Below are 21,464 nucleotides of genomic sequence, written 5' to 3' on the forward strand. Positions count from 1 at the left end.
CTGGACGAGCCGGAATAATGCCGGTCAGGGGAACTTATTGCGATAAAAAAGCGCCGCCGCGGCGGCGCCTGCATTAGAATTCGGCAGTCTTTTCCGCTTCGGGAACTGTCATGCGCGCCGCCGTCAATCTGCGATCGGTCGACCTGAACCTGCTGGTGTTTTTCGACGCGCTCATGACCGAGCGCCATGTCACCCGCGCCGCCGACCGCATCGCGGTCAGCCAGCCGGCGATGAGCAACGCGTTGTCGCGGCTGCGCATGGTGTTCAAGGACGAGTTGTTCGTGCGCACGGCCAAGGGCATGGAGCCCACGCCGCGCGCGCTGGAACTGGGCGAAAGCGTGCACGCCACGCTGCAGCAGGCCGCGCGCCTGATGACCAGCGACATCCAGTTCGATCCGGCCAGCACGCAGCGCCAGTTCAGCCTGCGCATGTCGGACCTGGTGGGAACGCTGGTCCTGCCGGCCCTGATGGCGCGGGTGGGCGCGGCCGCGCCCGGCCTGGCCATCGACACCGTGCATCTTTCGCCCGAGCAGACCATCGAGGCGCTGGAGGCCGATCGCCTGGACCTGGCCGTCAGCATGGAGCTGCAGCACACCAGCGCGATCCGCGCCGAGGCCCTGTTCAGCGACAGGATGGTGTGCGTGCTGCGCAAGGGGCACCCGCTGGCCGGGCGCCGCCTGACGCTCAAGCAGTTCCTCGCGTACCGCCATGTGCGCGTTTCGATGAGCCCCACCGACATCCGCTTCGTCGACAGCGTGCTGGCCGGCCAGGGGCTGCGCCGCGAGGTGGCGCTGAACGTGACGCACTGGCTGCTGGTGCCGGCCGTGCTGCGCGACACGGACCTGCTGGCGGTGATGTCCGAGCGGGCGGCGCGGCGCATCGCGGGGCCGGACACCATGATCCGGCCCTTGCCGTTCGCCACGCCCGGCTTTCAATGGACCTTGTACTGGCACCGGCGCTATGAGCACAGCCGCGCCCATCAATGGCTGCGCGAGCAGGTGCGGGCGGTGGTCCCGCCGGGCCAGGACCTGGCCACGCCCGCGGGGGCGGGGTGAGCAGGCCGCGGACGCTCAGCCGATCTTGATGCCCAGTTCGCGCACCGCCTTCTGCCAGCGCTGGTTCTCGGCGCGCACGTAGTCCTGCAGGGCGGCCGGCTCCATGGCTGGCGGGACTTCGGCGCCCTGGCTGCGCCAGGCCTCCAGCACCGCCGGCGCCTTCAGCGATTGCGCGATGCCGGCGCGCAGGCGCGCCAGCACATCGGCCGGCGTGTTCGCCGGCGCCCACCAGGCATACCAGATCGACGCATCCATGGCGGGGCCGCCGGCTTCCTTCAGCGTGGGCGCGTCGGGAAAGGCCGGGCTGCGGGTGCTGGAGGTGACGGCCAGCAGCCGGATGTTGCCGGTCCTCACCTGCGGGGCGGAGGTGCCCAGCCCGTCGAACATCAGGTCGCACTGGCCGCCGATCAGGTCCTGCATGGCGGGGGCGGTGCCGCGGTACGGGATGTGCGTCATGGAAACGCCGGCCAGCTGGCTGAAGGTGGCCGCCACGATGTGCTGCGCCGTTCCGCTGCCCGAGGAGCAATAGTTCAGCTTGCCCGGGTTCTGCCTGGCGTATGCGATCAGCTCCTCGACGTTGCGAAACGGCGCCTTGTTGGTGACCACCAGCACGTTGGGCACCTTCGCCACCAGCGCCACCGGCACGAAATCGCGGTCCATGTCGTAGCCGCGGTTCGGATAGAGGCCCTCGGCCATCATCTGGTGCACGCCGCCGGCCAGCAGGTGATAGCCGTCGGCCGGGGCCGTGGCGGCGCGCTGCACGCCGATGGTGCCGCCGGCGCCGGGGCGGTTGTCCACCACCACCGTCTGGCCCAGTTCCTCTCCCAGCTTGGCGGCCACCGGCCGCGTGAACGTATCGACCCCGCCGCCCGGGTTGTACGGCACCACGACCTGTACGGGCTTGTCGGGCCAGGCCGCCGTCGCCGCCGTGGCGCAGGCCAGCGCGAGGATGCCGGCCGCTTGGCATACCTTCTTCTTCATTTCGTTGTCTCCTTTGTGCCGGCCCGCTTGTGTGCAGGGGGTGGCCCGGCCCCGCGCGCGCTTGGCGCTGGCGGGGCGGTCCGGGCGGGCCTGACAAAATGGTAGGTAGCCGGCGCAGATACGACTAATGGATAGTTGGTATGGATATATTGACCGCGTCAATGACGCGGCGCGGCCGCGCGACATCTCTTATGGGGCCGCATCAAAGACCATGCTGGCGGTGTGCCTGCGGTGGCGTGGCGGCGCCATAAGGCGTACAACTGAGCGCTGGAGCCGATCGGGCTCCCGGCCGCCACCCTGGCGGCGGGCACGGCAGCATATGCCCGGCCGGTGGCGCCGCCATGTTTCCGGAGGCGCGACATGAGTACCATTGTCCACGATCACAGCCCTTCGGCCGGCCACGCCGACCATCACGCCGCGCCCAGCGGGTGGCGACGATGGCTGTTCGCGACCAACCACAAGGACATCGGGACGATGTACCTGATCTTCTCGCTGGTGATGCTCATGGTGGGCGGCGTGCTGGCGCTGGCCGTGCGCACCGAGCTGTTCGAGCCGGGCCTGCAGTTCTTCCGCCCCGAACTGTTCAACCAGTTCACCACCATGCACGGCCTGATCATGATTTTCGGGGCCATCATGCCGGCGTTCGTGGGTTTCGCCAACTGGATGATCCCCTTGCAGATCGGCGCCTCCGACATGGCGTTCGCGCGCATGAACAACTTCAGCTTCTGGCTGCTGCCGGTGGCCTCGGTGCTGCTGATCAGTTCGTTCTGGGTCGACGGCGGCGCCACCGCCGCCGGCTGGACGCTGTACGCGCCGCTGTCGCTGCAGATGGGGCCGGGCATGGACCTGACCATCTTCGCGGTGCACATCATGGGCGCCTCGTCCATCATGGGCGCGATCAACATCATGGTGACCATCCTCAACATGCGCGCGCCCGGCATGACGCTGATGAAGATGCCGCTGTTCTGCTGGACCTGGCTGATCACCGCGTTCCTGCTGCTGGCCGTGATGCCGGTGCTGGCGGCCGGCATCACCATGCTGCTGGCCGATCGCCACTTCGGCACCGGTTTCTTCAACGCGGCGGCCGGCGGCGACCCGGTGATGTACCAGCACGTGTTCTGGTTCTTCGGGCATCCCGAGGTCTACATCATGATCCTGCCGGCCTTCGGCATCGTATCGGCCGTGGTGCCGGCGTTCTCGCGCAAGAAGCTGTTCGGCTATGCATCCATGGTGTACGCCACGGCGTCGATCGCGGTGCTGTCGTTCCTGGTATGGGCGCACCATATGTTCACCACGGGCATGCCGGTGGTCGGCCAGCTGTTCTTCATGTACGCCACCATGCTGATCTCGATCCCGACGGGGGTGAAGGTGTTCAACTGGGTGGCCACCATGTGGCGCGGCTCGCTCAGCTTCGAGACGCCGATGCTGTTCGCGGTGGGCTTCATCTTCGTGTTCACGGTCGGCGGCTTCACCGGCCTCATCCTCGCGGTGGCGCCGATCGATATCCAGGTGCACGACACCTACTACGTGGTGGCGCACTTCCACTACGTGCTGGTGGCGGGCTCGCTGTTCGCGCTGTTCTCCGGCGCGTATTACTGGCTGCCCAAGTGGACCGGGCGCATGTACGACGAGAAGCTGGGCAAGCTGCACTTCTGGTCCACCATGATTTCGTTCAACGTGACCTTCTTCCCGATGCACTTCCTGGGCCTGGCCGGCATGCCGCGCCGCTACGCCGACTATGCCGCGCAGTTCACCACCTTCCACCAGGTGGCCACCATCGGGGCGATATGGTTCGGCCTGTCGCAGTTCATCTTCGTCTGGGCGGCGCTGCGTTGCTACCGCGGCAAGGGCGAGGCGGCCACCGCCAGGCCGTGGGAGGGCGCCGAGGGGTTGGAATGGACCGTGCCGTCGCCCGCGCCGCACCATACGTTCGTGACGCCGCCCGAGGTCAAGTAGGATCCGGACCGCGCGGTCAGGCCATGAGCAACACGCTTTCGCATCCTCTCTTGCCGCAGGCCGGCGCGCCGGGCGCCGCGCCCTGTCGCTGGAGCCTGCGGCGCAGCAGCGTGGCGCCGGCCCAGTTCATGGCCGGCATGGGCATCATGGCGGCCATCGCCGTGCTGGTGGGCCTGGCGGGCGCGGCCTACGGATTGTGGGCGATCACCGCCTGGTGCGTGGTCGAGCTGGCGTTCATCGCGTTTGCCGGCTGGCATTTCGCGCGCCACGCGCGCGATGGCGAGGATATCGAGCTGCGGGCCGACGGCACGCTGGTCGTCGAGGTCCACGACGGCGAACAGGTGTCGCGCCATGTATTCGACCGCGGCCGCGCGCGGGTCATCCGCCACCGCGCCTGGTCGGCCGCGGACGAGTCGCTCTGGCTGCATTGCGGCCGCCGCCAGGTGCGGCTGGCGCGCTACCTGGACCGGCGCCGGACCTGTGCGTTCGAGACCGACATACGCCAGGCGCTGGGCACGGGCCCATCCAGGGCGCCGCGCCTGGGCGCGGCCGACACGCTGTTCGAATGAGCGCAAGGCGGCCCCGCCCCGATGCGCGGGGCTGGCGCTTGCGGCAAGAGGGGGCGGCTGGCGCCTGCGGCATGGCGTGCCTTGTATCCCTCAGTCGCGTACCAGCGCGCGGTCGATGCGGTCGCGCAGGCGGAACCACGGGCCGATGGACGACAGGAACCAGGGGTTGCCGCGATACAGCGGGTTGCCCGGCATGGCGCGGTCGAACGCGCACGCGTAGCCGTCCGCCTGGACCATCTTGCGGGCGGTCTGGTAGCCCAGGTATGACAGCAGCGCCACGCCGCTGCCATTGCACCCCATGGCGTAATACAGGCCGTCGCGCTCGCCCATGTGGGCGATGCCGTCGAAGGTGAACGCCACGTTGCCCGACCAGGCGTGCTCGATGCGGATGCCGGCCAGGTCCGGCAGGCGCTGCAGCATGGCGCGGTACAGCACCTCGCTGTTGCCGCGCACGTCCGCCTGGCCGAACTTGCCGCGCCCGCCGAACAGCACCCGCGTGCCGTCGGGCGTCAGGCGATAGTAGCTGCGGATGCGCAAGGTGTCGTTGATCATCCGGTTGGTGGGCAGGATGCGCTCGGCCAGCCCGGGCGGCAGCGGCTCGGTGACGATGATGTGGCTGGCGATGGGAATCACGCGGCGCTTGAACTGCGGGGTCAGGTCGCCGGTATAGCCGTTGGTGGCGATGGCTACCTGCTTCGCCCGCACCGGGCCCTTGGCGGTGTCGACGACCCAGCCCTGGCCGTCGCGGCGCATCTGCCGCACCGCGGCCTGGGCGCAGACGGCGGCGCCTTCGCGCTGGCAGGCGCGCAGCACGCCCTGGTAGAGCAGCGCGGGGTGCAGGAAGGCCGAGCGCTCGACCACTTGGCCGCCGTAGTAGAGATCGTTGGCGATTTCCTCGCGCAGGCGTTCGCGCGGCACCATATACGAACCGGACGCCGCGCCGGAGTTCAGCGCTTCGACCGTGCGCGCCTGCGCTTCGTAATGCGCCGGCGTCCAGGCGCCGATGAAGCGGCCGGTGCGCTTCCAGTGGCAATCTATGCCTTCTTCGGCGATGAAGCGTTCGATGTAGCTATAGGCCTGGGCGGCGTCGCCCAGGATGGCGCGCTGCATCTCGGGTTCGTAGTGGATCTTGCGTCCGCTCAGGCTCTTGCCCACGTTCACGCCGCCGCTGACGCCGCCGCCGTTGCGCGTGCTCGCGCCCTGGCCCAGATCGCCGGCCTCCAGGACCGCGACGGTGCGCCCCTGGCGGCGCAACTCCAGCGCCATGGCCAGGCCGGTGTAGCCCCCGCCCACGATGGCGACGTCGCAGCTGGCCGGCGGGTCATCGCCCGCCACGGCGCCGGGCCGGAAGGCGCGCCACCAATAGGGTTCGTTGATGAAGTCGGGGTGGAAGATGCCTGCGTTCTTCATGGGGCCTCGGGATGAAAGCGGCTAGCAATAGGCCAGGGTGGCGCGGCGCTGCATGAAGGCCGCGACCTCGGCGCGCAGCGCGTCGGCCGGCGCTTCGCCGGACAGCGCGCGCGCCAGCAGGTCGGCCACTTGCGCCATGTCGGCGGCTTCGAAGCCGCGTCGGGTCAGTAGCTGCGTGCCCAGCCGCAAGGCGCGCGGCGCATGCTGGCCGGCCACCGAGATGGCGCCGCAGACGATGCCGGCGCGAGCCAGCTCGTGCGAGCGCGCGTCGGCGTCGGCCAGCGGGATGGCCAGGTGATGGGTCTGCGTGGGCAGCACCGGCAGGCCGCGCTCGCGCAGCGCTGCGGCCAGCGCGCGGGCATTGGACAGCATGGCGCGGGCGTAGCCGGCCGCGTGCCGCTCGCACTCCAGCAGGCTCACGCCCAGCGCGGCCACGCGCGCGGCGTCGTAGTTGGCGGTCATGCGCGGGAACACGGCTTCGCGCACGCGCGCCTGCCATGGCGCGGCGTCGGCGCGCCCGACGATCAGGCCGCCCGGCGGCCCGGCCAGGGATTTGTAGGTCGAGGCGGTCAGCAGGTCCGCGCCGGCCGCCAGGGGATTGGGGAAGGCGCCGCCGGCCACCAGGCCGGCGACGTGCGCGATGTCGTAGGCCAGCAGCGCGCCGGCCTCGCGCACCGCCTGCGCGATGGCCGGGAAATCGAAGGCGCGTGGCACATAGCTGGCGCCCAGCATGACCAGTCGCGGCCGTTCGCGGCGTATCAACGCGGCGCTGGCGGCGTCGTCCAGGCACTGCTGCGCGTCGAGAAAGGGCAGTTCGACGGTGCGCAGGCCCAGGATCGAGGGCGCGCCCCGCTCCTGGTGGCTGACGTGGCCGCCGGCGCGGCGCGGCGTGATGGCGATCAGGTCGCCGGGCCGGCACGCCGCGGCGTAGACGGCCAGATTGGCCAGCGTGCCGCTTTGCAGCCGGACCTCGGCCCAGCCGCCCTGGAAGACGCGGCAGGCGGCCTGTTCGGCCACGTTCTCCAGTTCGACGATGTCCTGCACGCCGGGCTGCTCGCGCACGGCGCCCTGGCCCATGGCCGGCATGGCGCCCAGCGGCAGGCCCAGCAAGGCCGCCGCGCGCGGGCTGGGCAGGTTCATGCCGGCATACAGCACCATGGCGCCGTGGGCCATCCGTTCGGAAAAGCCCGCGGCCAGCGCCTCGATGCGCGCCATGCCCGTTTCTCCGGCCGCGCTCATGACTCGGCCCTGGCGTTGGCGAACTTGTCGATGCCGATGAAGGCGTCGATCAGCAGCACCATCACGATGGCGACGTAGATGGTCGAGGCCGATACCGCGGCGATCAGCGGATCCACGGTGTACTCGACGTAGTTGAGGATCTTGACCGGCAGCAGGCTGAGCTGCGGGCTGGTGTTGAAGATGCTCAGCTCCACGTTCACCCATGACACCACGAAGGCGAACAGGCCGCCCGATACGATGCCGGGCTTGATCTGCGGCAGCGTGATGCGAAAGAAGGTCGAGAATGGCGAAGCGCCCAGGTCCTGGCTGGCTTCCTCCAGCGAGCGGTTCAGGCCCGAGAAGGACGACAGCACCAGCCTGACCACATACGGCAGCACCAGGATGACGTGGCCGGCCAGCAGGCTGGTGAAGGTGCGCGCGAAACCCAGCATCGAGGCGAACTGCAGCAGCGCCGCGCCGATGACGATATTGGGCAGCACCAGCGGCGACATCAGCAGGGTCAGCAAGGCGGAGCGGCCGGGGAACTGGCCGCGCGCCATCGCCAGCGCCGCGGCCGTGCCCAGCACCAGGGCGATGACGGTGGCGCCCAGCGCCAGCTGGGTGCTGTTGAGGATGGAGTCGATGTAGGTCGGGTCGCTCAGGAACGCGGTGTACCACTTCAGCGAGAAGCCTTGCGGCGGGAACGCCAGGCGGTTGGATTCGTTGAACGAGGTGGCGATGATCACCGCCAGGGGCACCATCATGTAGGTGATGGCGATCCACGCGGCGGCGTGCAGCAGGCACTTGCCCGGATGCAGGCGGGCGGCCGGTCGGGCGGGGGTCATGTGCGGCTCCATTGCAGCTTGCGCTCGAACACGTACGAGTACAGCGCGACGACGACGAACGCGGCGAACATCAGGGTGATGGCCAGGGCGGCGCCGAACGGGAAATTCATGAACGACACGTACTGCTCGTAGATCAGCATGGACATGACCTTGCCGCGCCCGCCCAGCATGACGCTGGGGGTGACGAATGCGCTCACGCTCAAAGTGAACACGATCACGCTGCCGGCCAGCACGCCCGGCAGGCTCAGCGGCAGCACCACCTTGCGGAACGTGGCCCAGGGGCCGCCGCCCAGGTCGGAAGACGCCTGCAGCAGCGAACGGTCGATGCCTTGCAGGGCGCTGGCGATGGACAGCACCATGAAGGGCACGAAGATATAGGTCAGGCCGATGACGACGGCGACGTCCGAGTAGAGAATGCGCAGCGGCTTGTCGATGACGCCCAGCCACAGCAGGGTGTTGTTGACGAAGCCGTTGCGTCCCAGCAGCACCATGAAGCCGAACGCGCGCACGATGTTGCTGGTGAACAGCGGCAGTATGACGGCGATGTAGATCAGCCGCCGGGTCAGCCTGCCGCGCACCACCATGACGGTGTAGTAGGCGATCAGGAAACCGAACGGCAACGCGATGGCGGTCACCACCGCGGAGATGAGCAGGGTGGCCCACAGCGTCGAGCGGTAAATGTCGGTCGACAGGATTTCCCAGTACGTCTGCAGGCTGAACTGCCCGGTGTCCGACACGAAGCTGGACAGCCCCGCCACGCCCAGCGGGACCACGCAAAAGGCGAACAGGCAGGTGACCGGAATCAGCAACAGGCAGAAGATGTGTAGACGGCTCAGATGCATATGCCCGCTCCGCCTCAGGCCGCGGCCGCGAACAGCGTGGGCGACTGGCCGAACCAGCCCACCCGGACCTGCGCGCCGCTGTGCGGCGCGCGCTGCCGCGGCCCGTCGGGCAGCTTGATCGCGACCTCGCTGGCGTCGGCCAGCCTGGCGTACACGCGCAAGGCGTCGCCCACGAAGATCGTGCGCGTCACGGTGGCGTCGAACGCAAGCGCCGGCGCGGCGCTGTCCGGGCCCAGGAAGGCCAGTTGCTCGGGGCGCGCCAGCAGGCGGTAGCGCCCCGGTTGCGCGGCCTGCGGCAACACGCCGACCGGCTGGCCGTCGGCGCCCAGGGTGAGCGCGCCGTCGGCGTGGGCCCGCACGTCGATCAGGTTGGCCTCGCCGATGAAGTCCGCCACGAACAGGCTGGCGGGCGTGCGATAGATGTCGGCGCCGGTGCCGATCTGCTCGATGCGGCCGGCGTTCATCACGGCGATGCGGTTGGCCATGACCAGCGCTTCTTCCTGGTCGTGCGTGACGAATACGAAGGTGATGCCCAGCTGTTCCTGCAGGCGCTTGAGCTCGATCTGCATGTGCTTGCGCAGCTTGAGGTCCAGCGCGCCCAGGGGTTCGTCGAGCAGCAGCACCTTGGGGCGGTTCACGATGGCGCGCGCCAGCGCCACGCGCTGCTGCTGGCCGCCGGACAATTGCGCCGGGTAGCGCGCGCCGTGGTCGGGCAGGCCCACAAGTTCCAGCATCTCGGCCACGCGCGTGGCGGTCTCGGCCTTGCCCACGCCGGCGCGCTGCAGCCCGTAGGCCACGTTGGCGGCCACCGTCATGTGCGGAAACAGCGCGTAGTTCTGGAACACGGTATTGACGGGCCGGCGGTGCGCCGGCACGCCCTGCACGGCGCGCGACTCGATCAGCACCTCGCCGCTGCTGGGCTGCGCGAAACCGGCGATGCAGCGCAGCAGCGTGGTCTTGCCGCAGCCGCTGGGGCCCAGCAAGGCGAGAAACTCGCCCTGCGCCACGTCCAGGTTGATGTTGTCCAGGGCCGTGACGGCGCCGTAGCGGCGCGTCAGGGCGCGGATGCTCAGGATGGAGTCGGTCATGGTGCGTCGCGGCTCAACGGCGGCCGATGTTCTTGTTCCAGGCGTCGGTCAGCGCTTCGCGCCTGGCGTTCAGCGCCAGCCAGTCGGGGATCACCACGTCGTCGATCGTCCCTTGCGCGCCCCACGGCATGTACTGGGCCACGTCGGGGGGCAGCTTGACGTCCTTGACGTACGGGCCGGCGTAGAAGGTGCGCGCCAGGCAGCTGGCGGTTTCCTGCGTGAAGATGCCGTTGATGAATTGCTCGGCCAGTTCGCGGCGCGGCGTGCCGTGCACCAGGTGCACGCGGATATCGTTGGCCACCGCGCCATCGGACGGCGCCACGTATTTCAGCGGCTGGCCGTTCTTGATCAGCGTCCAGGCGCTGGTCGAGAAGTGCGGGCTGACGGCGATTTCCTCGTTCTGGAACATGTTGGTGGCGGTGCCGGAGCTGTTCCAGAACGCCGCGACCTTCAGCTTGCGGATCTGCTCGATGGCCGGCGCGGGGTTGTCCAGCCCGCCGCCATACAGCTTGGCCAGGTGCGCCAGCAGCGGAATACCCATGGCGTTGTCCGGCGAGGGCAGGGCCACCAGGTCGGCGTACTCGTCCTTCCAGAGGTCTTTCCAGCTGGTCGGCGGCGTCTTGACCAGCTCGGTGTTGTACAGGATGCCCAGCGCGTAGTAGCCGGTGCTGGCGGCGTAGATCTTGCCGTCGTCCTGGTACCTGGCCTGCGGGATGGCGTTCTCGAGGTTGGGCATGCGGGCCGGGTCCAGCGGTTCGAGCAGGCCCGCCTTCCAGGCCAGCTCGGAGATGCCGCCGTCCATCCACGCCACGTCGATGACCGGCGCGGATTTCTGCTGGTTCAGCTTGGTCATGGTCAGCGCCGAGGCGCCGGGATCGGTGATCACTTTCACGCCCGTGGCCGCGGTGAACGGCTTGATCACGCATTCGGTAATCGTTTTCTCGCCGATGCCGCCGTAGACGGCCACCGTCAGCGGCCCCTTGTCGGCGGCCCAGGCGCCGCCCGCGGCGCAGGCCAGCGCGGCGACCATCGCGCGCGCGAAACAATGCTTGCTTGCTGGTTTCATCGTTGTTCCCCCTGTGTCCGGTCCGGCGGCGCGGCGCGCCGTCAGACGTAGAAATGCGAGTTGTTGATCAGCAATACGGTGGTGGGTCTGTCCCAGCCGTTGCGCCATCGGTGCAGCACGTTGCGGCGGCAGCCGAAGGTGTCGCCGGCGCTGAGCTGGAACGAGTTGCCCTCTACATCGACCTGGAACTTGCCGGTGATGACGTGCAGGATTTTTTCGCCGGGCGAGGAATAGAACTCCTCGCCCGATCCGCCCTGCGCGCCCAGTTCCAGCAGGTAGCCTTCCATGTGCTCGCAGGTCGGCGGCGTGATGCGGTATTTCGTGACCCGCTGGTCGCGGAAGTTCAGGCGCTTGCGCGCCGCTTCGCGCACCACCATGCCGCTGGCGTCTTCGTGTTGCGGGCCGTTGAAGAACAGCTCGGCGCCGTCGATGCCCATGGCCTGGCAGATGGTGCGCAGGGTGCGCACCGATGGCGAGTTGATGCCGCGCTCGATGTTGCTGAGCGTGCCCAGCGACAGGTCGGAACGCGCCGCCAGCTCCTGCATGGTGATGCCCAGGCGCTTGCGTGTTTCGCGCAGGCGTACGCCCAGGGCGAGGTCGTCGGCGTTGATGCTGGCGGTGCTGAGAGCGTCGGTCATCGTGGTCGAATTTTCAAAATTCTGAAAATTCTGCCTGCCCAGCCAACCGGCTCGCTAGTGGTAATAACCCTGGGACGGCGCTAACTTCATAATTCTAAAAAATAATCCTAAAAATCTTCCGTGGCCATGTCCGGTGCGGACCCCGCCAGGCTGCGCAGCGCCGCCTCGCATTTGCGCCGCAGGTGGCCGCGCATGAGGTCGGCCAGCCGTTCGGCGTCGCGCGCCTGCAGGGCGTCGGCCATCGCCATGTGCTCGCGCATCGCCTGGTCCCACTTGTGGCGGTCTTCGTTGGAAACGAAGCGCAGGTTCTGGATGCGCGCGTTCTGCGCGTCGTACAGCTGCTTGAGCAGGGCGTTGTGCGCGGCCAGGCCGATGCGCTCGTGGATGGCGCGGTTGGTGCGGAAGTACGACGGCAGGTCGCGCCGCGCGTGGCTGGCCATCATCTCGTAGGTCAGCGCGCGGATCTCGGCGATCTCCTGGTCGGTGGCGCGCGCGCAGGCCAGGCGGCACGACATTTCCTCCAGCCCGCCGATGACTTCGAAGGCTTCGCGGACATCGGCGGCGGACAGGGCCACCACCTGGGCGCCGCGTTTCGGTTCGATGCGCACCAGGCCCTCGGCCGCCAGCGCGCGCAGCGCCTCGCGCAGCGGCGTGCGCGACACGCCGAGCTGGTCGCACAGCGCGCGTTCGTTGAGCCGCGCGCCGGGCGGGAAATCACCCTGGATGATGCGTTCGCGCAGGCGAGCGGCCACGGTGGCGGGCAGGGTGCCGCTGCTCGTGGCGCCGGCGCAGGCGTTGCCGGAGGGCATCAGGCTGGCTTCGAGGCTCATTGGTATACCGGATTTCGGAAATCTGCCTGCGACTATACGTGGGTCGATCGCGCCCCGATCATGCGTGAATACCCTAGGTCATCGTGCCGATTCAATAGGCTAGAGTGGCATGAGCCCGGCGCGGGATGGCCGGGCCTGTATCGCCCGCCCGCGTCGCGGCTTGAGTTGGTATACCAATAATCCAATGCGAGGCCTTGCATGCTTGCCCTGAACCCGCATCCGTCCGGTCGTCACTTCCTGCAGATTCCCGGTCCCACCAACGTGCCGGATCGCGTGCTGCGCGCCATCGACCAGCCCACCATCGACCATCGCGGCCCCGCGTTCGGCCAGTTGGGGCTGGCGGTGCTGGCCGGGCTGAAGCACGTGTTTCGCACCGACTCGCCGGTGCTCATCTTTCCCGCGTCCGGCACCGGCGCCTGGGAGGCCGCATTGGTCAATACGCTGTCGCCGGGCGATACCGTGCTGATGGCCGAGACGGGCCATTTCGCCAGCCTGTGGCGCCGGCTGGCCGGCCGCCTGGGCCTGGAGGTCGATTGCCTGGAAAGCGACTGGCGCCATCCGGCCGACCCGCAGGCCATCGGCGCCAGGCTGGCGCAGGACGCGCAACACCGCATCAAGGCCGTGTGCGTGGTGCACAACGAAACCTCCACCGGCGTCACCAGCGACATCGCGGCGGTGCGCGCGGCCATCGACCAGGCCGGGCATCCCGCCTTGCTGATGGTCGATACGATTTCCTCGCTCGGCTCGATCGATTATCGCCACGACGAATGGGGCGTGGACGTAACCGTGGCCGGCTCGCAGAAAGGCCTGATGCTGCCGCCCGGGCTGTCGTTCAACGCCATCGGCCCGCGTGCGCTGGCCGCCGCCGGGCAGGCCCGCCTGCCGCGTTCGTACTGGGACTGGCGCGAGATGCTGGCGGCCAACGAGCGCGGCTACTTTCCGTACACGCCCGCCACCAACCTGCTTTATGGCTTGCACGAAGCGCTGGCGATGCTGCGCGAGGAAGGGCTGCCGCAGGTCTACGCGCGCCATCGCCGCCACGCGCACGCGACGCGGCTGGCGGTGGCCGCCTGGGAGCTGGAGCTGCTGTGCCTGGATCCGGCGCAATGCAGCCCGGCGCTCACGGCGGTACTGATGCCGGGCGGCCATAGCGCCGATGCATTCCGCCAGCGGGCGCTGGAGCGCTTCGATATCTCGCTGGGGCAGGGCCTGGGCAAGCTGGCCGACCGCGTATTCCGCATCGGCCACCTGGGTTATTTCAACGACTTGATGCTGTGCGGCACGCTGGCCGGCGTCGAGATGGGCCTGGCGGCCGCGGGCGTGCCGCACCGCGCCGGCGGCGTGCAGGCCGCCATGGCGTTCCTGGCCCAGACCCCGGCCGGGCAGCCGGTCTGAACCGCATCGAAAGGATAGCGATGAACCCCCTCATGCAACAGGCGATCCAGTTCGCCAACGACCACGAAACCGCCTGGGACCGCAGCGCCCAGGGCAACTTCGGCGTGCATCTCGAGGATCCGCCGCCCTGGAACCGCCTGCTGGGTCCGGTGCACGATCGCGGCCCGGTCTCGGGCGTGGTCGTGGTCGACGGCCGGACGCTGGCGTCGTGGGGCGAGCCCGAGCGCGCCGACCTGACCTTCAGCGTGGCCAAGCTGTACCTGTCCATCCTGGCCGGCGTGGCGCACGACCGCGGGCTGCTGCCGGACGTGGACGAGCCGGTGGGCCGGCGCGTGCCGGGCATCGGCTTCGACGCCGGGCGCAATGCGCGCATCACCTGGCGCCATTTGCTGCAGCAGACCAGCGAATGGGAGGGCGAGCGCTTCGGCGTGCCCGACCAGGCCGACCGCTACCGGGCGGTGGCCTTCGGCATCCCGCCCGACGGCAGGAAGGGCGACGCGCGGCCGCTGCAAGAGCCCGGCACCTACTGGGAATACAACGACGTACGCATCAACCAGCTGTCATATGCGCTGTTGCACCTGTTTCGCCGGCCCCTGCCCGAGGTGTTTCGCGAGGCGGTCACGCGGCCGCTGGGCGCCAGCGAGGACTGGCAGTGGGTGGGCTACGACAATGCCTGGGTGGAGATCGACGGCGTGCGCATGCCGTCGGTGCCGGGCGGCACGCACTGGGGCGGCGGCATGTCGATCAGTGCGCGCGACCAGGCGCTGATCGGCCGCATGCTGCTCGACGAAGGCCGCGCGGCCGATGGCCGGCAGGTGCTCTCGCCGGCCTGGATCCAGGCGATGCGCACGCCCTGCGATATCGCGCCTTACTACGGCTACCTGATCTGGCTCAACCACGAACGGCAGGTGTTTCCCAGCGTGCCGGCGTCCAGCTTCTTCGGCATCGGCGCGGGCAGCTCGTTCACCTGGGTCGAGCCCGAGCGGCGCATGGTGGTCATCGTGCGCTGGCTGGACGCAGCCTACGCGGACGCGCTGTTCGGCAGGATCCTGGCGGCGGTCGACGCCCATCGGGCCGGCTAGGCGCGCGCGGTGGACCACCCGGGAAAGCGATGATGCCGGTCCGCGCGCCAGGCGCGCCGGTTCAATCCAGCCGGGTCTGGCGCGGGCCGGCGAACGGAATCTCCATGCCGTCCTCGCCGAAGAAGATATTGCCCCGGTAGATCTCCCCGACTTCGCGCACGATCCGCTCGCGCATGCCGGGGTGGTCGAACTGTTCTGTCACGTGCGAGATGACCAGGTTGCGCACGTTGGCCTCGGCGGCCAGCTCGGCCAGTTCGCGGTGCCCCATCGTGAACGCGGCGAAGGTCTTGCTTGGGGCGGTGCCCGAGACGTAGTGGCACATATGGACGAGGACGTCGCAATCCTGGGCCAGCTCGCGCAGCGCGCGGCTGGGGCCGGTATCGCCGGAATAGACGAAGGATTGGCCGTCCGCGTCCAGGCGGTAGCCATACGACACCAGGTGCGGCGCGAAATGGTTCACGGGCGCCACGCGCACGGTCCAGCCCGGCGTGCGCACCACCGCGTCCGCGGCCAGCTCGTGCAGGCGAGGCTGCGGGCGGGCGCGCCTGCCCGTGCCGCCGCGCGCCTGGTACACGTCGATGCTGCACTGGTTCTCGGTGCGCGAGATCAGGTCCGGGCCGAAGGCGCCGTCGTCGCCGATCAGGCGCTCGGTGATCAGCTTCAGCGGCGGCGGTCCGTAGACGTCCATGTCGTCGATCCTGCCCACGCCCTGGTCCCAGCGGGTGAGCAGCAGGCGCGGATAATCGCCCATGTGATCGTAATGGTGGTGGCTGAAGAAGGCGTGCGAGACCTGGGTGGCGCGCACGCCCAGTTCGAGCATGCGATGGTGCGCGCCGAAACCGTGGTCGAAGACCAGGTATTCGTCACCGACGCGCACGAGATAGCCCGAACACATGCGCCGCAGCGACGGCGTGGGCGTTCCGGTGCCCAGTAACCACAGATTCATGCTGGTTCCTCGTTATTCGGCCGCGATGCCGAGTTCGTCGATGAAGCGCGCGTACTTCTTCTGCTCGGCGGCCACGAAATCGCCGAAGGCCTGCGCGCTCATCGGCTTGGTTTCCACGCCTTGCCTGGCCAGCGCCTGCCTGATGTCGTCGGAGGCCAGGGCCGCGGTGATGCGCTCGTGCAGCGCGGCCTGGACCGGCGCCGGCACGTCGCGCGGCGCGAAAAAGCCGAACCAGCCCGCCAGGTCCAGCCGCGGGTAGTCCCGCGCGGCCAGCGCCGGCACCTCCGGCAAGGCGGGGCTGGGCTGGCGGGCGGTGACGCCCAGCGCGGTCAGCTTGCCGTTCTTGACGAATGGCACCGCCGGCGGCATGCCCGAGAAGTAGATGCTGACCACGCCGCCCACCGTATCGGTGACCGCCTGGCTGCCGCCCTTGTACGGGACGTGCAGCAGCTGGATGCCCGCCTCGCGCGCCAGCAGCGCGCCGGCGATATGGGCCGGGCTGCCGGGGCCTGCCGAGGCATACGAAAGGCGGTTGGGCCGGGCCTTGGCCAGCGCGACCAGTTCGGCGATCGAGCTGGCGCCGACCGCCGGGTTGGCCACCAGCAGCAGCGGCGTCGAGCCGGCCATCGCCACGGGCGCGAAGTCGCGCGCCACGTCGTAGCTCACGCCTTTCTGCACGATGGGGTTGATGACCATCTCGGACGTGTAGCCGAGCAGCAGGGTATTGCCGTCGGCCGCCGCGCGGGCCACGGTCGACGCGCCGATCGACCCGGCCGCGCCGGGCTTGTTCTCGACCACGATGGCCTGCGCGGATTGCTCGCCCAGTTTCTTTGCGACCAGCCTGGCGATGACGTCGCCGGTGCCGCCGGGCGCGTAGGGCACGACGATGCGCAGCGGCTGGTCGGACGGCGCGGCGCCGGCCTGCGCCACGACGCCGGCCAGCGCGAACGCGGTGGTGATGATGGCCATCGCGCCCCTGAGCCGCGAAGGTCTGTTTACATGCTGCATGGCATTCCCCGTATGGTGGTTTTGCTGAGTTGCATGATTTTCGTGTGATTCAAGCGTTTGAAGTGATACCATTTTTGTTATGTAAAGCCCAGGGTTTACCCGCAATGCACGATCTTGCCCATAGCGACCCGGTGCCGTTTGCCCGGCTGCGGTTTCGCGACCTGCAGTTGCTGCGCGAGATCGCCGCGGCGCGTTCGCTGACCGCCGTGGCCGAACGGCGCGGGCTCACGCAGCCGGCGCTCAGCCGCACCTTGCGCGATATCGAGGCGGAGCTGGGCGCCCAGGTGTTCTCGCGCGAACGGGGCGCGCGGCTGGCGCCCACGGCGGTGGGCCGGCACGTCCTGGCGCGCGTGGACCTGCTGATGGCCGACGCCGGCGCGCTGCACAGCGAGCTGCGCGCGTTCGAGGAGGGGCGCGGCGCCCACCTGCGCCTGGGAGTCATCCCGTTCGTGTCCAACGCCCTGATGCAGGAAGTGCTCAAGACCCTCACGGGCGAGCCGTTGCGCATGTCGGTGAGCACCTTCGAAGGCGCCACTGACCAGCTGGTGCTGGCCCTGCGGCGCCAGGAGCTCGACATCGTGATCGGGCGGCTTTCGGCGGACGCCGGCGCCGATACGCTGGCGCAGGAGGGCCTGTTCTCGCAGACCGCGTCGATCGTGATGAGCGAGGCGCTGTACGAGCGGCGCGCCAGCCTGACGCTGGCGTCGCTGCACGGCCACCCGTGGGTGCTGCCGCCGGCGTCCAGCCCGACGCGCATGGCGTTCGTCGAGGCCTTCGTCAGCCGCAATGCCGTCGCGCCGGTGGCGCGCATCGAAACCACCTCGGCGCGCCTGGTCCATTCGGCCATCAGCAGCAACATGGCGTCGCTGGGCTTGCTGCCCCTCGATATCGGGCAGGAGCTCGAACGCTGGGGCGGCGTGCGCTGCATGGCGTTCCCCGTCCCGTTCCGCATGCCGACCGTGGGCCTGATCGTGCTGGCCGAACGCCGCACGCTGGCCATGAACCGGGTGGTGCGCGATGTGTTGCATCGCTGCATTGCGCGGGTGGCGGCCTACGCCTGAGCGCCACGCGCCGCTTCTCAAATTGCGCGCCAGCCGTTACGCTGGCAAACGGCGCCGCCACAGACCGTGGGCTGCCGGCTGTCCGATGGGCACACTCCTGGGAGTTGGATATGTTGCGATTGCGCTATCTGCTTGTGAGTCTGCTGTGTCTGGGGGTGATCTGGGCCGGGCCGGCGCAGGCGCAGGCGCAGGCCAAGCTGGACAACGCCCGGCTCGACCAGTTGCTGGCGCCGGTGGCCCTGTATCCGGATTCGCTGCTGTCGCAGGTGCTGATGGCCGCCACCTATCCCGACGACGTGGCCGCCGCGGCCAAATGGTCCGCCGATCATCCCAAGGATTCGGGCGACGCCGCCGTCAAGGCCGCCGAGGACCAGTCCTGGGATCCCAGCGTCAAGTCGCTGGTGGCGTTTCCATCGGTCATGGATCTGATGGGGCGCCAGCCGCAATGGGTCAAGTCGCTGGGCGATGCCTTCCTGGCGCAGCCCGACGATGTCATGAATTCCGTGCAGCGGCTGCGCGCCGAGGCCAGGAAGGCCGGCACGCTGACCAGCAACAAGCAGCAGAAAGTCACCACCACCGAAAGCGCCGGCAAGACCGTCGTGGTGGTCGAGCCGGCCGATCCGCAGGTGGTCTACGTGCCCAGCTACAACCCTGCGGTGGTGTACGGCACCTGGCCGTACCCGGCCTATCCGCCCTATTACTATCCGCCGCCGCCCGGTTCGGCCTTCGCGACCGCCCTGATCGGCGGCATCGGCTTCGGCCTGGGCGTGGCGGCGGTCGATTCCATGTGGGGCGGTTTCAACTGGGGCCACAATGACGTCGATATCGACGTCAATCGCTACAACAACGTCAACATCAACCACCGCATCGACACCAGCAACACGCGGGTCGATTGGCAGCACAACGCCGCCAATCGCGGCAGCGCGCCGTACGCCGACAGCGCCAGCCGCCAGCGCTTCGATGCGCAGCGCCAGGCCGGCCAGCAGCGCCGCGCGCAGGCCGGCCAGCGCGCGGGCGGGGGGGCGATCGACGCCGAGCGGCAGCGCGCCGCGCAGGCGTTCGAGGGGCATACGGGCCATGCCATTGCCGGCTACGGCGGCCCAGGGCATGGCGGCGAGCGTGCCGGGGCGGCAGGGCGCGACGCGCGGCCGCAGGCCAGCCGGCCGGGCCAGGCGGGCGCCGGACAGCGCCAGGCAGGCCAGCACAATCCGGCCCACGCGGACGGCATGCAGCGCCAACGCGCCGACCAGGCGGCGGCGCGACAGCGGGCCGAGCAATTCAACCGCACGCCGGCGCTGCACGACGCCGGCGATGGCGCGCGCATGCGCCAGCAGACCCAGCGCGGCGACTTCGCGCAGCAGCGCGGCGGCTTTGGCGGCCGCGGCGGCATGGGCGGCGGCGCCCACCATTTCGGTCACGGCCGGAGATGAGCATGCACAACAATCCTTCGATGGTCCGGCGCGCCCTGGGCGCTCTGGCGCTGACCTGGGCAGCCGCCGGCGCGGCCATGGCCCAGGCGCCTTACCCCACGGCCCAGGCCGCCGGCGATGCGCTGGTCGACGCCATCGCCACGTCCGACGACGCGGCGCTGGCCCGCGTGCTGGGCGCCAATTACCGCCAGGTGTTCCCGCCCGGCGATCACACGCAGGCGGTCTACCGTTTCCTGGCCGCCTGGGCCGACCGCCACGACATCCAGAGCGAGGGCGATCGCCGCGCCTGGCTGGCGGTGGGGCAGTCGGGCTGGACCTTTCCGGTTCCGATGGCGCGCGGCGGCCAGGGCCAATGGCGCTTCGACCTGCAGGCGGGCGTGGCCGAAATGCGCCGGCGCACCATCGGGCGCAACGAACTGGCCGCCATCGACGGCGTGCGGCAGCTGGCGCAGGCGCAGGCGCGCTATGCGCAGGGCCCGGGACAGGGGCGCTACGCAAGCCGGCTGGTCAGCCGGCCCGAGCATCGCGACGGCCTGTACTGGCCGGCGGCCGGGCAGGCCGACGCGCCGCCCTTCGGGCCCGACGCCCTGGCCATGGGCGCGGACACGCCGCTCGACCAGGCGTATGCCGGCTACCGGTTCCGGGTGGAGGCGTCGCCCGACGGCAAGGATTTCCGCGTGGTGGCCTGGCCGGCCCGATACCGGCGCAGCGGCGTGTACACCTTTGCCGCCGATGCCAGCGGCCAGGTGCTGCAGCGCGACCTGGGCGGCGCGGGCGCGGTGGGCATGCGCGCCGACCTGGCCGGCTGGCAGCCGGTCGCGCAGTAGCAGCCTGGCCGTTCAGGCGGCCAGCGCCGTGCGCGACTTGCCGGCCGACTTGGCCAGGTACAGCGCCCGGTCGGCCGCCTTGAGGATGTCCGTCATTTCCTGGCCATGGCGGGGCACCAGCGCGATGCCCGCGCTGCCGCCGATGTGGACCGGGCGCGGCGTTCCCAGGTCGTAAGGCTCGCAGATCCGCGCCACGATGCGATCGCCCAGCGCGGTGGCGCAGCCCTCGTCGCAATCCCGCACCAGCAGCACGAACTCGTCGCCGCCGATGCGCGCGATCGTCGCGTCGGCCGGCGCGAGCTCCGTCAGCCGCGCCGCCACGTCCCGCAGCAGGCGGTCGCCGGCGGCATGGCCGTGGGTGTCATTGACCGCCTTGAACCCGTCGAGGTCCAGGTACAGCAGGGCGAACTCGTTGCCGTCGCGGCGCGTCGCCGCCACGGCGCGTTCCAGCGCGAAGCCCAGCCCGAAGCGATTGAGCAGCCCGGTCAGCGCGTCGCAGCGCGCCAGCCGGTCGCTGTCGCGCTCGGCCTGCATGGTCGCCACCAGCATGCGATTGAAGCGGTAGGCCGCCACCGTCATGCTGGCCAGGTAGAGCGGCAGTTGCACGCTGACGATCCACAGGCTGTGCTCGCCGGTGAACCAGGGCAGGGTGGTGCAAGGCCCCAGGCTCACGCAGATCATCAGCGCGGTCAGGCGCGGCGCGCTGAAATTGCGGAAACAGATGCCGCCCACCATGGCGGCGGCGGACAGGCAGGCCAGGATCGCCGCGACCCAGTCGCCGCTGGCCACGCTGATGAGCGTGCCGTAGCCCACGCTGCACGCCCACAGCACGGTCAACGCGATATAGGCGTCGGTATGGGTGGGCCGGCCGGCCGCGGCGGCGCGGCGCGCCGACACCAGCACGGCCGCGCGCGCCAGGCAGCAGGCCAGCTCGAACGCGAGCCAGGCGATGAACGGCGCCTGAGGCAGGCGGATGGCGATGATCAGCGCCACCAGCACGCTGTTGAGCACGCCGCCCACGAAGATGGAAATCGTGCCGAACAGGCCTGCGAGCAGCGCCTGGCGGATATCGTCCGGCACGTTCCGTCCGGGATCGGCCAGCCAGCGAGTCACAGGCCAGGCAGGGGGGCTGTAGAGGCGGTCGGTGCGGTACATGCGGCGGGCGCCTGGGTGCGCGAGAGGAAGTTTCGCGACGGTACAACGTCCTTGCCCGCTTG

Annotated in this window: 20 protein-coding genes; 8 read left to right on the top strand and 12 right to left on the bottom strand. The window is 69.6% G+C overall.

The features are described from left to right. Nucleotides 1-110: 110 nt before the first annotated feature. Complete coding sequence (locus tag CAL11_RS01545) at nt 111-1,055, top strand: LysR family transcriptional regulator (protein WP_086091957.1); 945 nt, start codon at nt 111-113, stop codon at nt 1,053-1,055. A 15-nt stretch (nt 1,056-1,070) separates the two neighbouring features. Here the strand turns inward: CAL11_RS01545 and CAL11_RS01550 are convergent, their stop codons facing one another. Then, on the bottom strand, nt 1,071-2,036 hold the full coding sequence (locus CAL11_RS01550) for a Bug family tripartite tricarboxylate transporter substrate binding protein (protein WP_033468452.1): 966 nt from the start codon (nt 2,034-2,036) through the stop codon (nt 1,071-1,073). A gap of 360 nt (nt 2,037-2,396) precedes the next feature. On the opposite strand from CAL11_RS01550, the gene ctaD reads away from it, so the two are divergent. Both ctaD and CAL11_RS01560 read left to right on the top strand, forming a co-directional pair. Next, nucleotides 2,397-3,992, top strand: coding sequence for a cytochrome c oxidase subunit I (gene ctaD / locus CAL11_RS01555; RefSeq protein ID WP_086091958.1), 1,596 nt, complete (start codon nt 2,397-2,399; stop codon nt 3,990-3,992). A 23-nt stretch (nt 3,993-4,015) separates the two neighbouring features. After that, a complete protein-coding gene (locus CAL11_RS01560; RefSeq protein WP_086091959.1) occupies nt 4,016-4,561 on the top strand; it encodes a DUF2244 domain-containing protein in 546 nt (181 codons plus the stop codon). Between the two features lie 90 nt (nt 4,562-4,651). On the opposite strand, the gene CAL11_RS01565 is transcribed toward CAL11_RS01560, so the two are convergent. From CAL11_RS01565 to CAL11_RS01600, 8 genes are all read right to left on the bottom strand, one after another. After that, complete coding sequence (locus CAL11_RS01565; protein WP_086091960.1) at nt 4,652-5,971, bottom strand: NAD(P)/FAD-dependent oxidoreductase; 1,320 nt, start codon at nt 5,969-5,971, stop codon at nt 4,652-4,654. Nucleotides 5,972-5,992: 21 nt separating this feature from the next. After that, nucleotides 5,993-7,210 carry an aminotransferase class I/II-fold pyridoxal phosphate-dependent enzyme gene (locus CAL11_RS01570; protein WP_086091961.1) on the bottom strand — a complete coding sequence of 406 codons (1,218 nt, stop codon included), beginning with the start codon at nt 7,208-7,210 and terminating at the stop codon, nt 5,993-5,995. Continuing rightward, nucleotides 7,207-8,034, bottom strand: coding sequence for an ABC transporter permease (locus CAL11_RS01575; protein WP_050458231.1), 828 nt, complete (start codon nt 8,032-8,034; stop codon nt 7,207-7,209). Before CAL11_RS01575 ends, CAL11_RS01570 begins: the two co-directional genes overlap by 4 nt. Next, nucleotides 8,031-8,876 (bottom strand): ABC transporter permease, encoded by an 846-nt coding sequence (locus tag CAL11_RS01580; RefSeq protein WP_086091962.1) that lies wholly within the window; start codon nt 8,874-8,876, stop codon nt 8,031-8,033. The genes CAL11_RS01575 and CAL11_RS01580 overlap by 4 nt, the downstream gene beginning before the upstream one ends. A 14-nt stretch (nt 8,877-8,890) precedes the next feature. Further along, nucleotides 8,891-9,964 carry an ABC transporter ATP-binding protein gene (locus tag CAL11_RS01585; protein ID WP_086091963.1) on the bottom strand — a complete coding sequence of 358 codons (1,074 nt, stop codon included), beginning with the start codon at nt 9,962-9,964 and terminating at the stop codon, nt 8,891-8,893. A 13-nt stretch (nt 9,965-9,977) separates the two neighbouring features. Then, nucleotides 9,978-11,030: an ABC transporter substrate-binding protein gene (locus tag CAL11_RS01590; RefSeq protein WP_157668838.1), complete on the bottom strand. Its 1,053-nt coding sequence runs from the start codon at nt 11,028-11,030 to the stop codon at nt 9,978-9,980. A gap of 41 nt (nt 11,031-11,071) precedes the next feature. After that, nucleotides 11,072-11,668 (bottom strand): helix-turn-helix domain-containing protein, encoded by a 597-nt coding sequence (locus CAL11_RS01595; protein WP_086091965.1) that lies wholly within the window; start codon nt 11,666-11,668, stop codon nt 11,072-11,074. 107 nt (nt 11,669-11,775) lie between these two features. Then, nucleotides 11,776-12,498 carry a GntR family transcriptional regulator gene (locus CAL11_RS01600; protein WP_086091966.1) on the bottom strand — a complete coding sequence of 241 codons (723 nt, stop codon included), beginning with the start codon at nt 12,496-12,498 and terminating at the stop codon, nt 11,776-11,778. Nucleotides 12,499-12,696: 198 nt separating this feature from the next. Here CAL11_RS01600 and CAL11_RS01605 point away from each other — a divergent pair, with 198 nt between their 5' ends. Then, a complete protein-coding gene (locus CAL11_RS01605; RefSeq protein WP_086091967.1) occupies nt 12,697-13,893 on the top strand; it encodes a pyridoxal-phosphate-dependent aminotransferase family protein in 1,197 nt (398 codons plus the stop codon). A 5-nt stretch (nt 13,894-13,898) separates the two neighbouring features. Then, the gene (locus CAL11_RS01610; RefSeq protein ID WP_086094493.1) at nt 13,899-14,975 is read left to right on the top strand and encodes a serine hydrolase domain-containing protein; all 1,077 of its coding nucleotides are present in this window, start codon (nt 13,899-13,901) and stop codon (nt 14,973-14,975) included. Between the two features lie 61 nt (nt 14,976-15,036). On the opposite strand, the gene CAL11_RS01615 is transcribed toward CAL11_RS01610, so the two are convergent. Beyond that, nucleotides 15,037-15,921, bottom strand: a complete 885-nt coding sequence (locus CAL11_RS01615) for an MBL fold metallo-hydrolase (RefSeq protein ID WP_086091968.1) — start codon at nt 15,919-15,921, stop codon at nt 15,037-15,039. Nucleotides 15,922-15,933: 12 nt separating this feature from the next. Next, nucleotides 15,934-16,929 (bottom strand): tripartite tricarboxylate transporter substrate binding protein, encoded by a 996-nt coding sequence (locus CAL11_RS01620; protein ID WP_086091969.1) that lies wholly within the window; start codon nt 16,927-16,929, stop codon nt 15,934-15,936. Between the two features lie 104 nt (nt 16,930-17,033). On the opposite strand from CAL11_RS01620, the gene CAL11_RS01625 reads away from it, so the two are divergent. The 3 genes from CAL11_RS01625 (at nt 17,034) to CAL11_RS01635 (ending at nt 20,247) form a co-directional block, all read left to right on the top strand. Beyond that, nucleotides 17,034-17,990 (top strand): LysR family transcriptional regulator, encoded by a 957-nt coding sequence (locus tag CAL11_RS01625; protein WP_086091970.1) that lies wholly within the window; start codon nt 17,034-17,036, stop codon nt 17,988-17,990. A gap of 110 nt (nt 17,991-18,100) precedes the next feature. Continuing rightward, nucleotides 18,101-19,420 (top strand): DUF3300 domain-containing protein, encoded by a 1,320-nt coding sequence (locus CAL11_RS01630; protein ID WP_086091971.1) that lies wholly within the window; start codon nt 18,101-18,103, stop codon nt 19,418-19,420. Further along, entirely contained in the window at nt 19,417-20,247 is an 831-nt protein-coding gene (locus CAL11_RS01635; protein WP_086091972.1) for a DUF2950 family protein, read from the top strand. The genes CAL11_RS01630 and CAL11_RS01635 overlap by 4 nt, the downstream gene beginning before the upstream one ends. 12 nt (nt 20,248-20,259) lie before the next feature. On the opposite strand, the gene CAL11_RS01640 is transcribed toward CAL11_RS01635, so the two are convergent. Beyond that, nucleotides 20,260-21,402 (bottom strand): GGDEF domain-containing protein, encoded by a 1,143-nt coding sequence (locus tag CAL11_RS01640; protein WP_086091973.1) that lies wholly within the window; start codon nt 21,400-21,402, stop codon nt 20,260-20,262. Nucleotides 21,403-21,464: the final 62 nt, after the last annotated feature.

It is taken from the genome of Bordetella genomosp. 6 (assembly GCF_002119705.1).
GTDB lineage: Bacteria > Pseudomonadota > Gammaproteobacteria > Burkholderiales > Burkholderiaceae_B > Bordetella > Bordetella bronchiseptica_F.

What these genes read in the sequence shown, in the direction of transcription:
- CAL11_RS01605 (WP_086091967.1), top strand. Translation starts at nt 12,697, where the DNA reads ATGCTTGCCCTGAACCCGCATCCGTCCGGTCGTCACTTCCTGCAGATT.
- CAL11_RS01595 (WP_086091965.1), bottom strand. Translation starts at nt 11,668, where the DNA reads ATGACCGACGCTCTCAGCACCGCCAGCATCAACGCCGACGACCTCGCC.
- CAL11_RS01580 (WP_086091962.1), bottom strand. Translation starts at nt 8,876, where the DNA reads ATGCATCTGAGCCGTCTACACATCTTCTGCCTGTTGCTGATTCCGGTC.
- CAL11_RS01585 (WP_086091963.1), bottom strand. Translation starts at nt 9,964, where the DNA reads ATGACCGACTCCATCCTGAGCATCCGCGCCCTGACGCGCCGCTACGGC.
- CAL11_RS01620 (WP_086091969.1), bottom strand. Translation starts at nt 16,929, where the DNA reads ATGCAGCATGTAAACAGACCTTCGCGGCTCAGGGGCGCGATGGCCATC.
- CAL11_RS01565 (WP_086091960.1), bottom strand. Translation starts at nt 5,971, where the DNA reads ATGAAGAACGCAGGCATCTTCCACCCCGACTTCATCAACGAACCCTAT.
- CAL11_RS01590 (WP_157668838.1), bottom strand. Translation starts at nt 11,030, where the DNA reads ATGAAACCAGCAAGCAAGCATTGTTTCGCGCGCGCGATGGTCGCCGCG.
- CAL11_RS01560 (WP_086091959.1), top strand. Translation starts at nt 4,016, where the DNA reads ATGAGCAACACGCTTTCGCATCCTCTCTTGCCGCAGGCCGGCGCGCCG.
- CAL11_RS01545 (WP_086091957.1), top strand. Translation starts at nt 111, where the DNA reads ATGCGCGCCGCCGTCAATCTGCGATCGGTCGACCTGAACCTGCTGGTG.
- CAL11_RS01570 (WP_086091961.1), bottom strand. Translation starts at nt 7,210, where the DNA reads ATGAGCGCGGCCGGAGAAACGGGCATGGCGCGCATCGAGGCGCTGGCC.
- CAL11_RS01640 (WP_086091973.1), bottom strand. Translation starts at nt 21,402, where the DNA reads ATGTACCGCACCGACCGCCTCTACAGCCCCCCTGCCTGGCCTGTGACT.
- CAL11_RS01625 (WP_086091970.1), top strand. Translation starts at nt 17,034, where the DNA reads ATGCACGATCTTGCCCATAGCGACCCGGTGCCGTTTGCCCGGCTGCGG.
- CAL11_RS01635 (WP_086091972.1), top strand. Translation starts at nt 19,417, where the DNA reads ATGAGCATGCACAACAATCCTTCGATGGTCCGGCGCGCCCTGGGCGCT.
- CAL11_RS01600 (WP_086091966.1), bottom strand. Translation starts at nt 12,498, where the DNA reads ATGAGCCTCGAAGCCAGCCTGATGCCCTCCGGCAACGCCTGCGCCGGC.
- CAL11_RS01575 (WP_050458231.1), bottom strand. Translation starts at nt 8,034, where the DNA reads ATGACCCCCGCCCGACCGGCCGCCCGCCTGCATCCGGGCAAGTGCCTG.
- CAL11_RS01630 (WP_086091971.1), top strand. Translation starts at nt 18,101, where the DNA reads ATGTTGCGATTGCGCTATCTGCTTGTGAGTCTGCTGTGTCTGGGGGTG.
- CAL11_RS01550 (WP_033468452.1), bottom strand. Translation starts at nt 2,036, where the DNA reads ATGAAGAAGAAGGTATGCCAAGCGGCCGGCATCCTCGCGCTGGCCTGC.
- ctaD (WP_086091958.1), top strand. Translation starts at nt 2,397, where the DNA reads ATGAGTACCATTGTCCACGATCACAGCCCTTCGGCCGGCCACGCCGAC.
- CAL11_RS01615 (WP_086091968.1), bottom strand. Translation starts at nt 15,921, where the DNA reads ATGAATCTGTGGTTACTGGGCACCGGAACGCCCACGCCGTCGCTGCGG.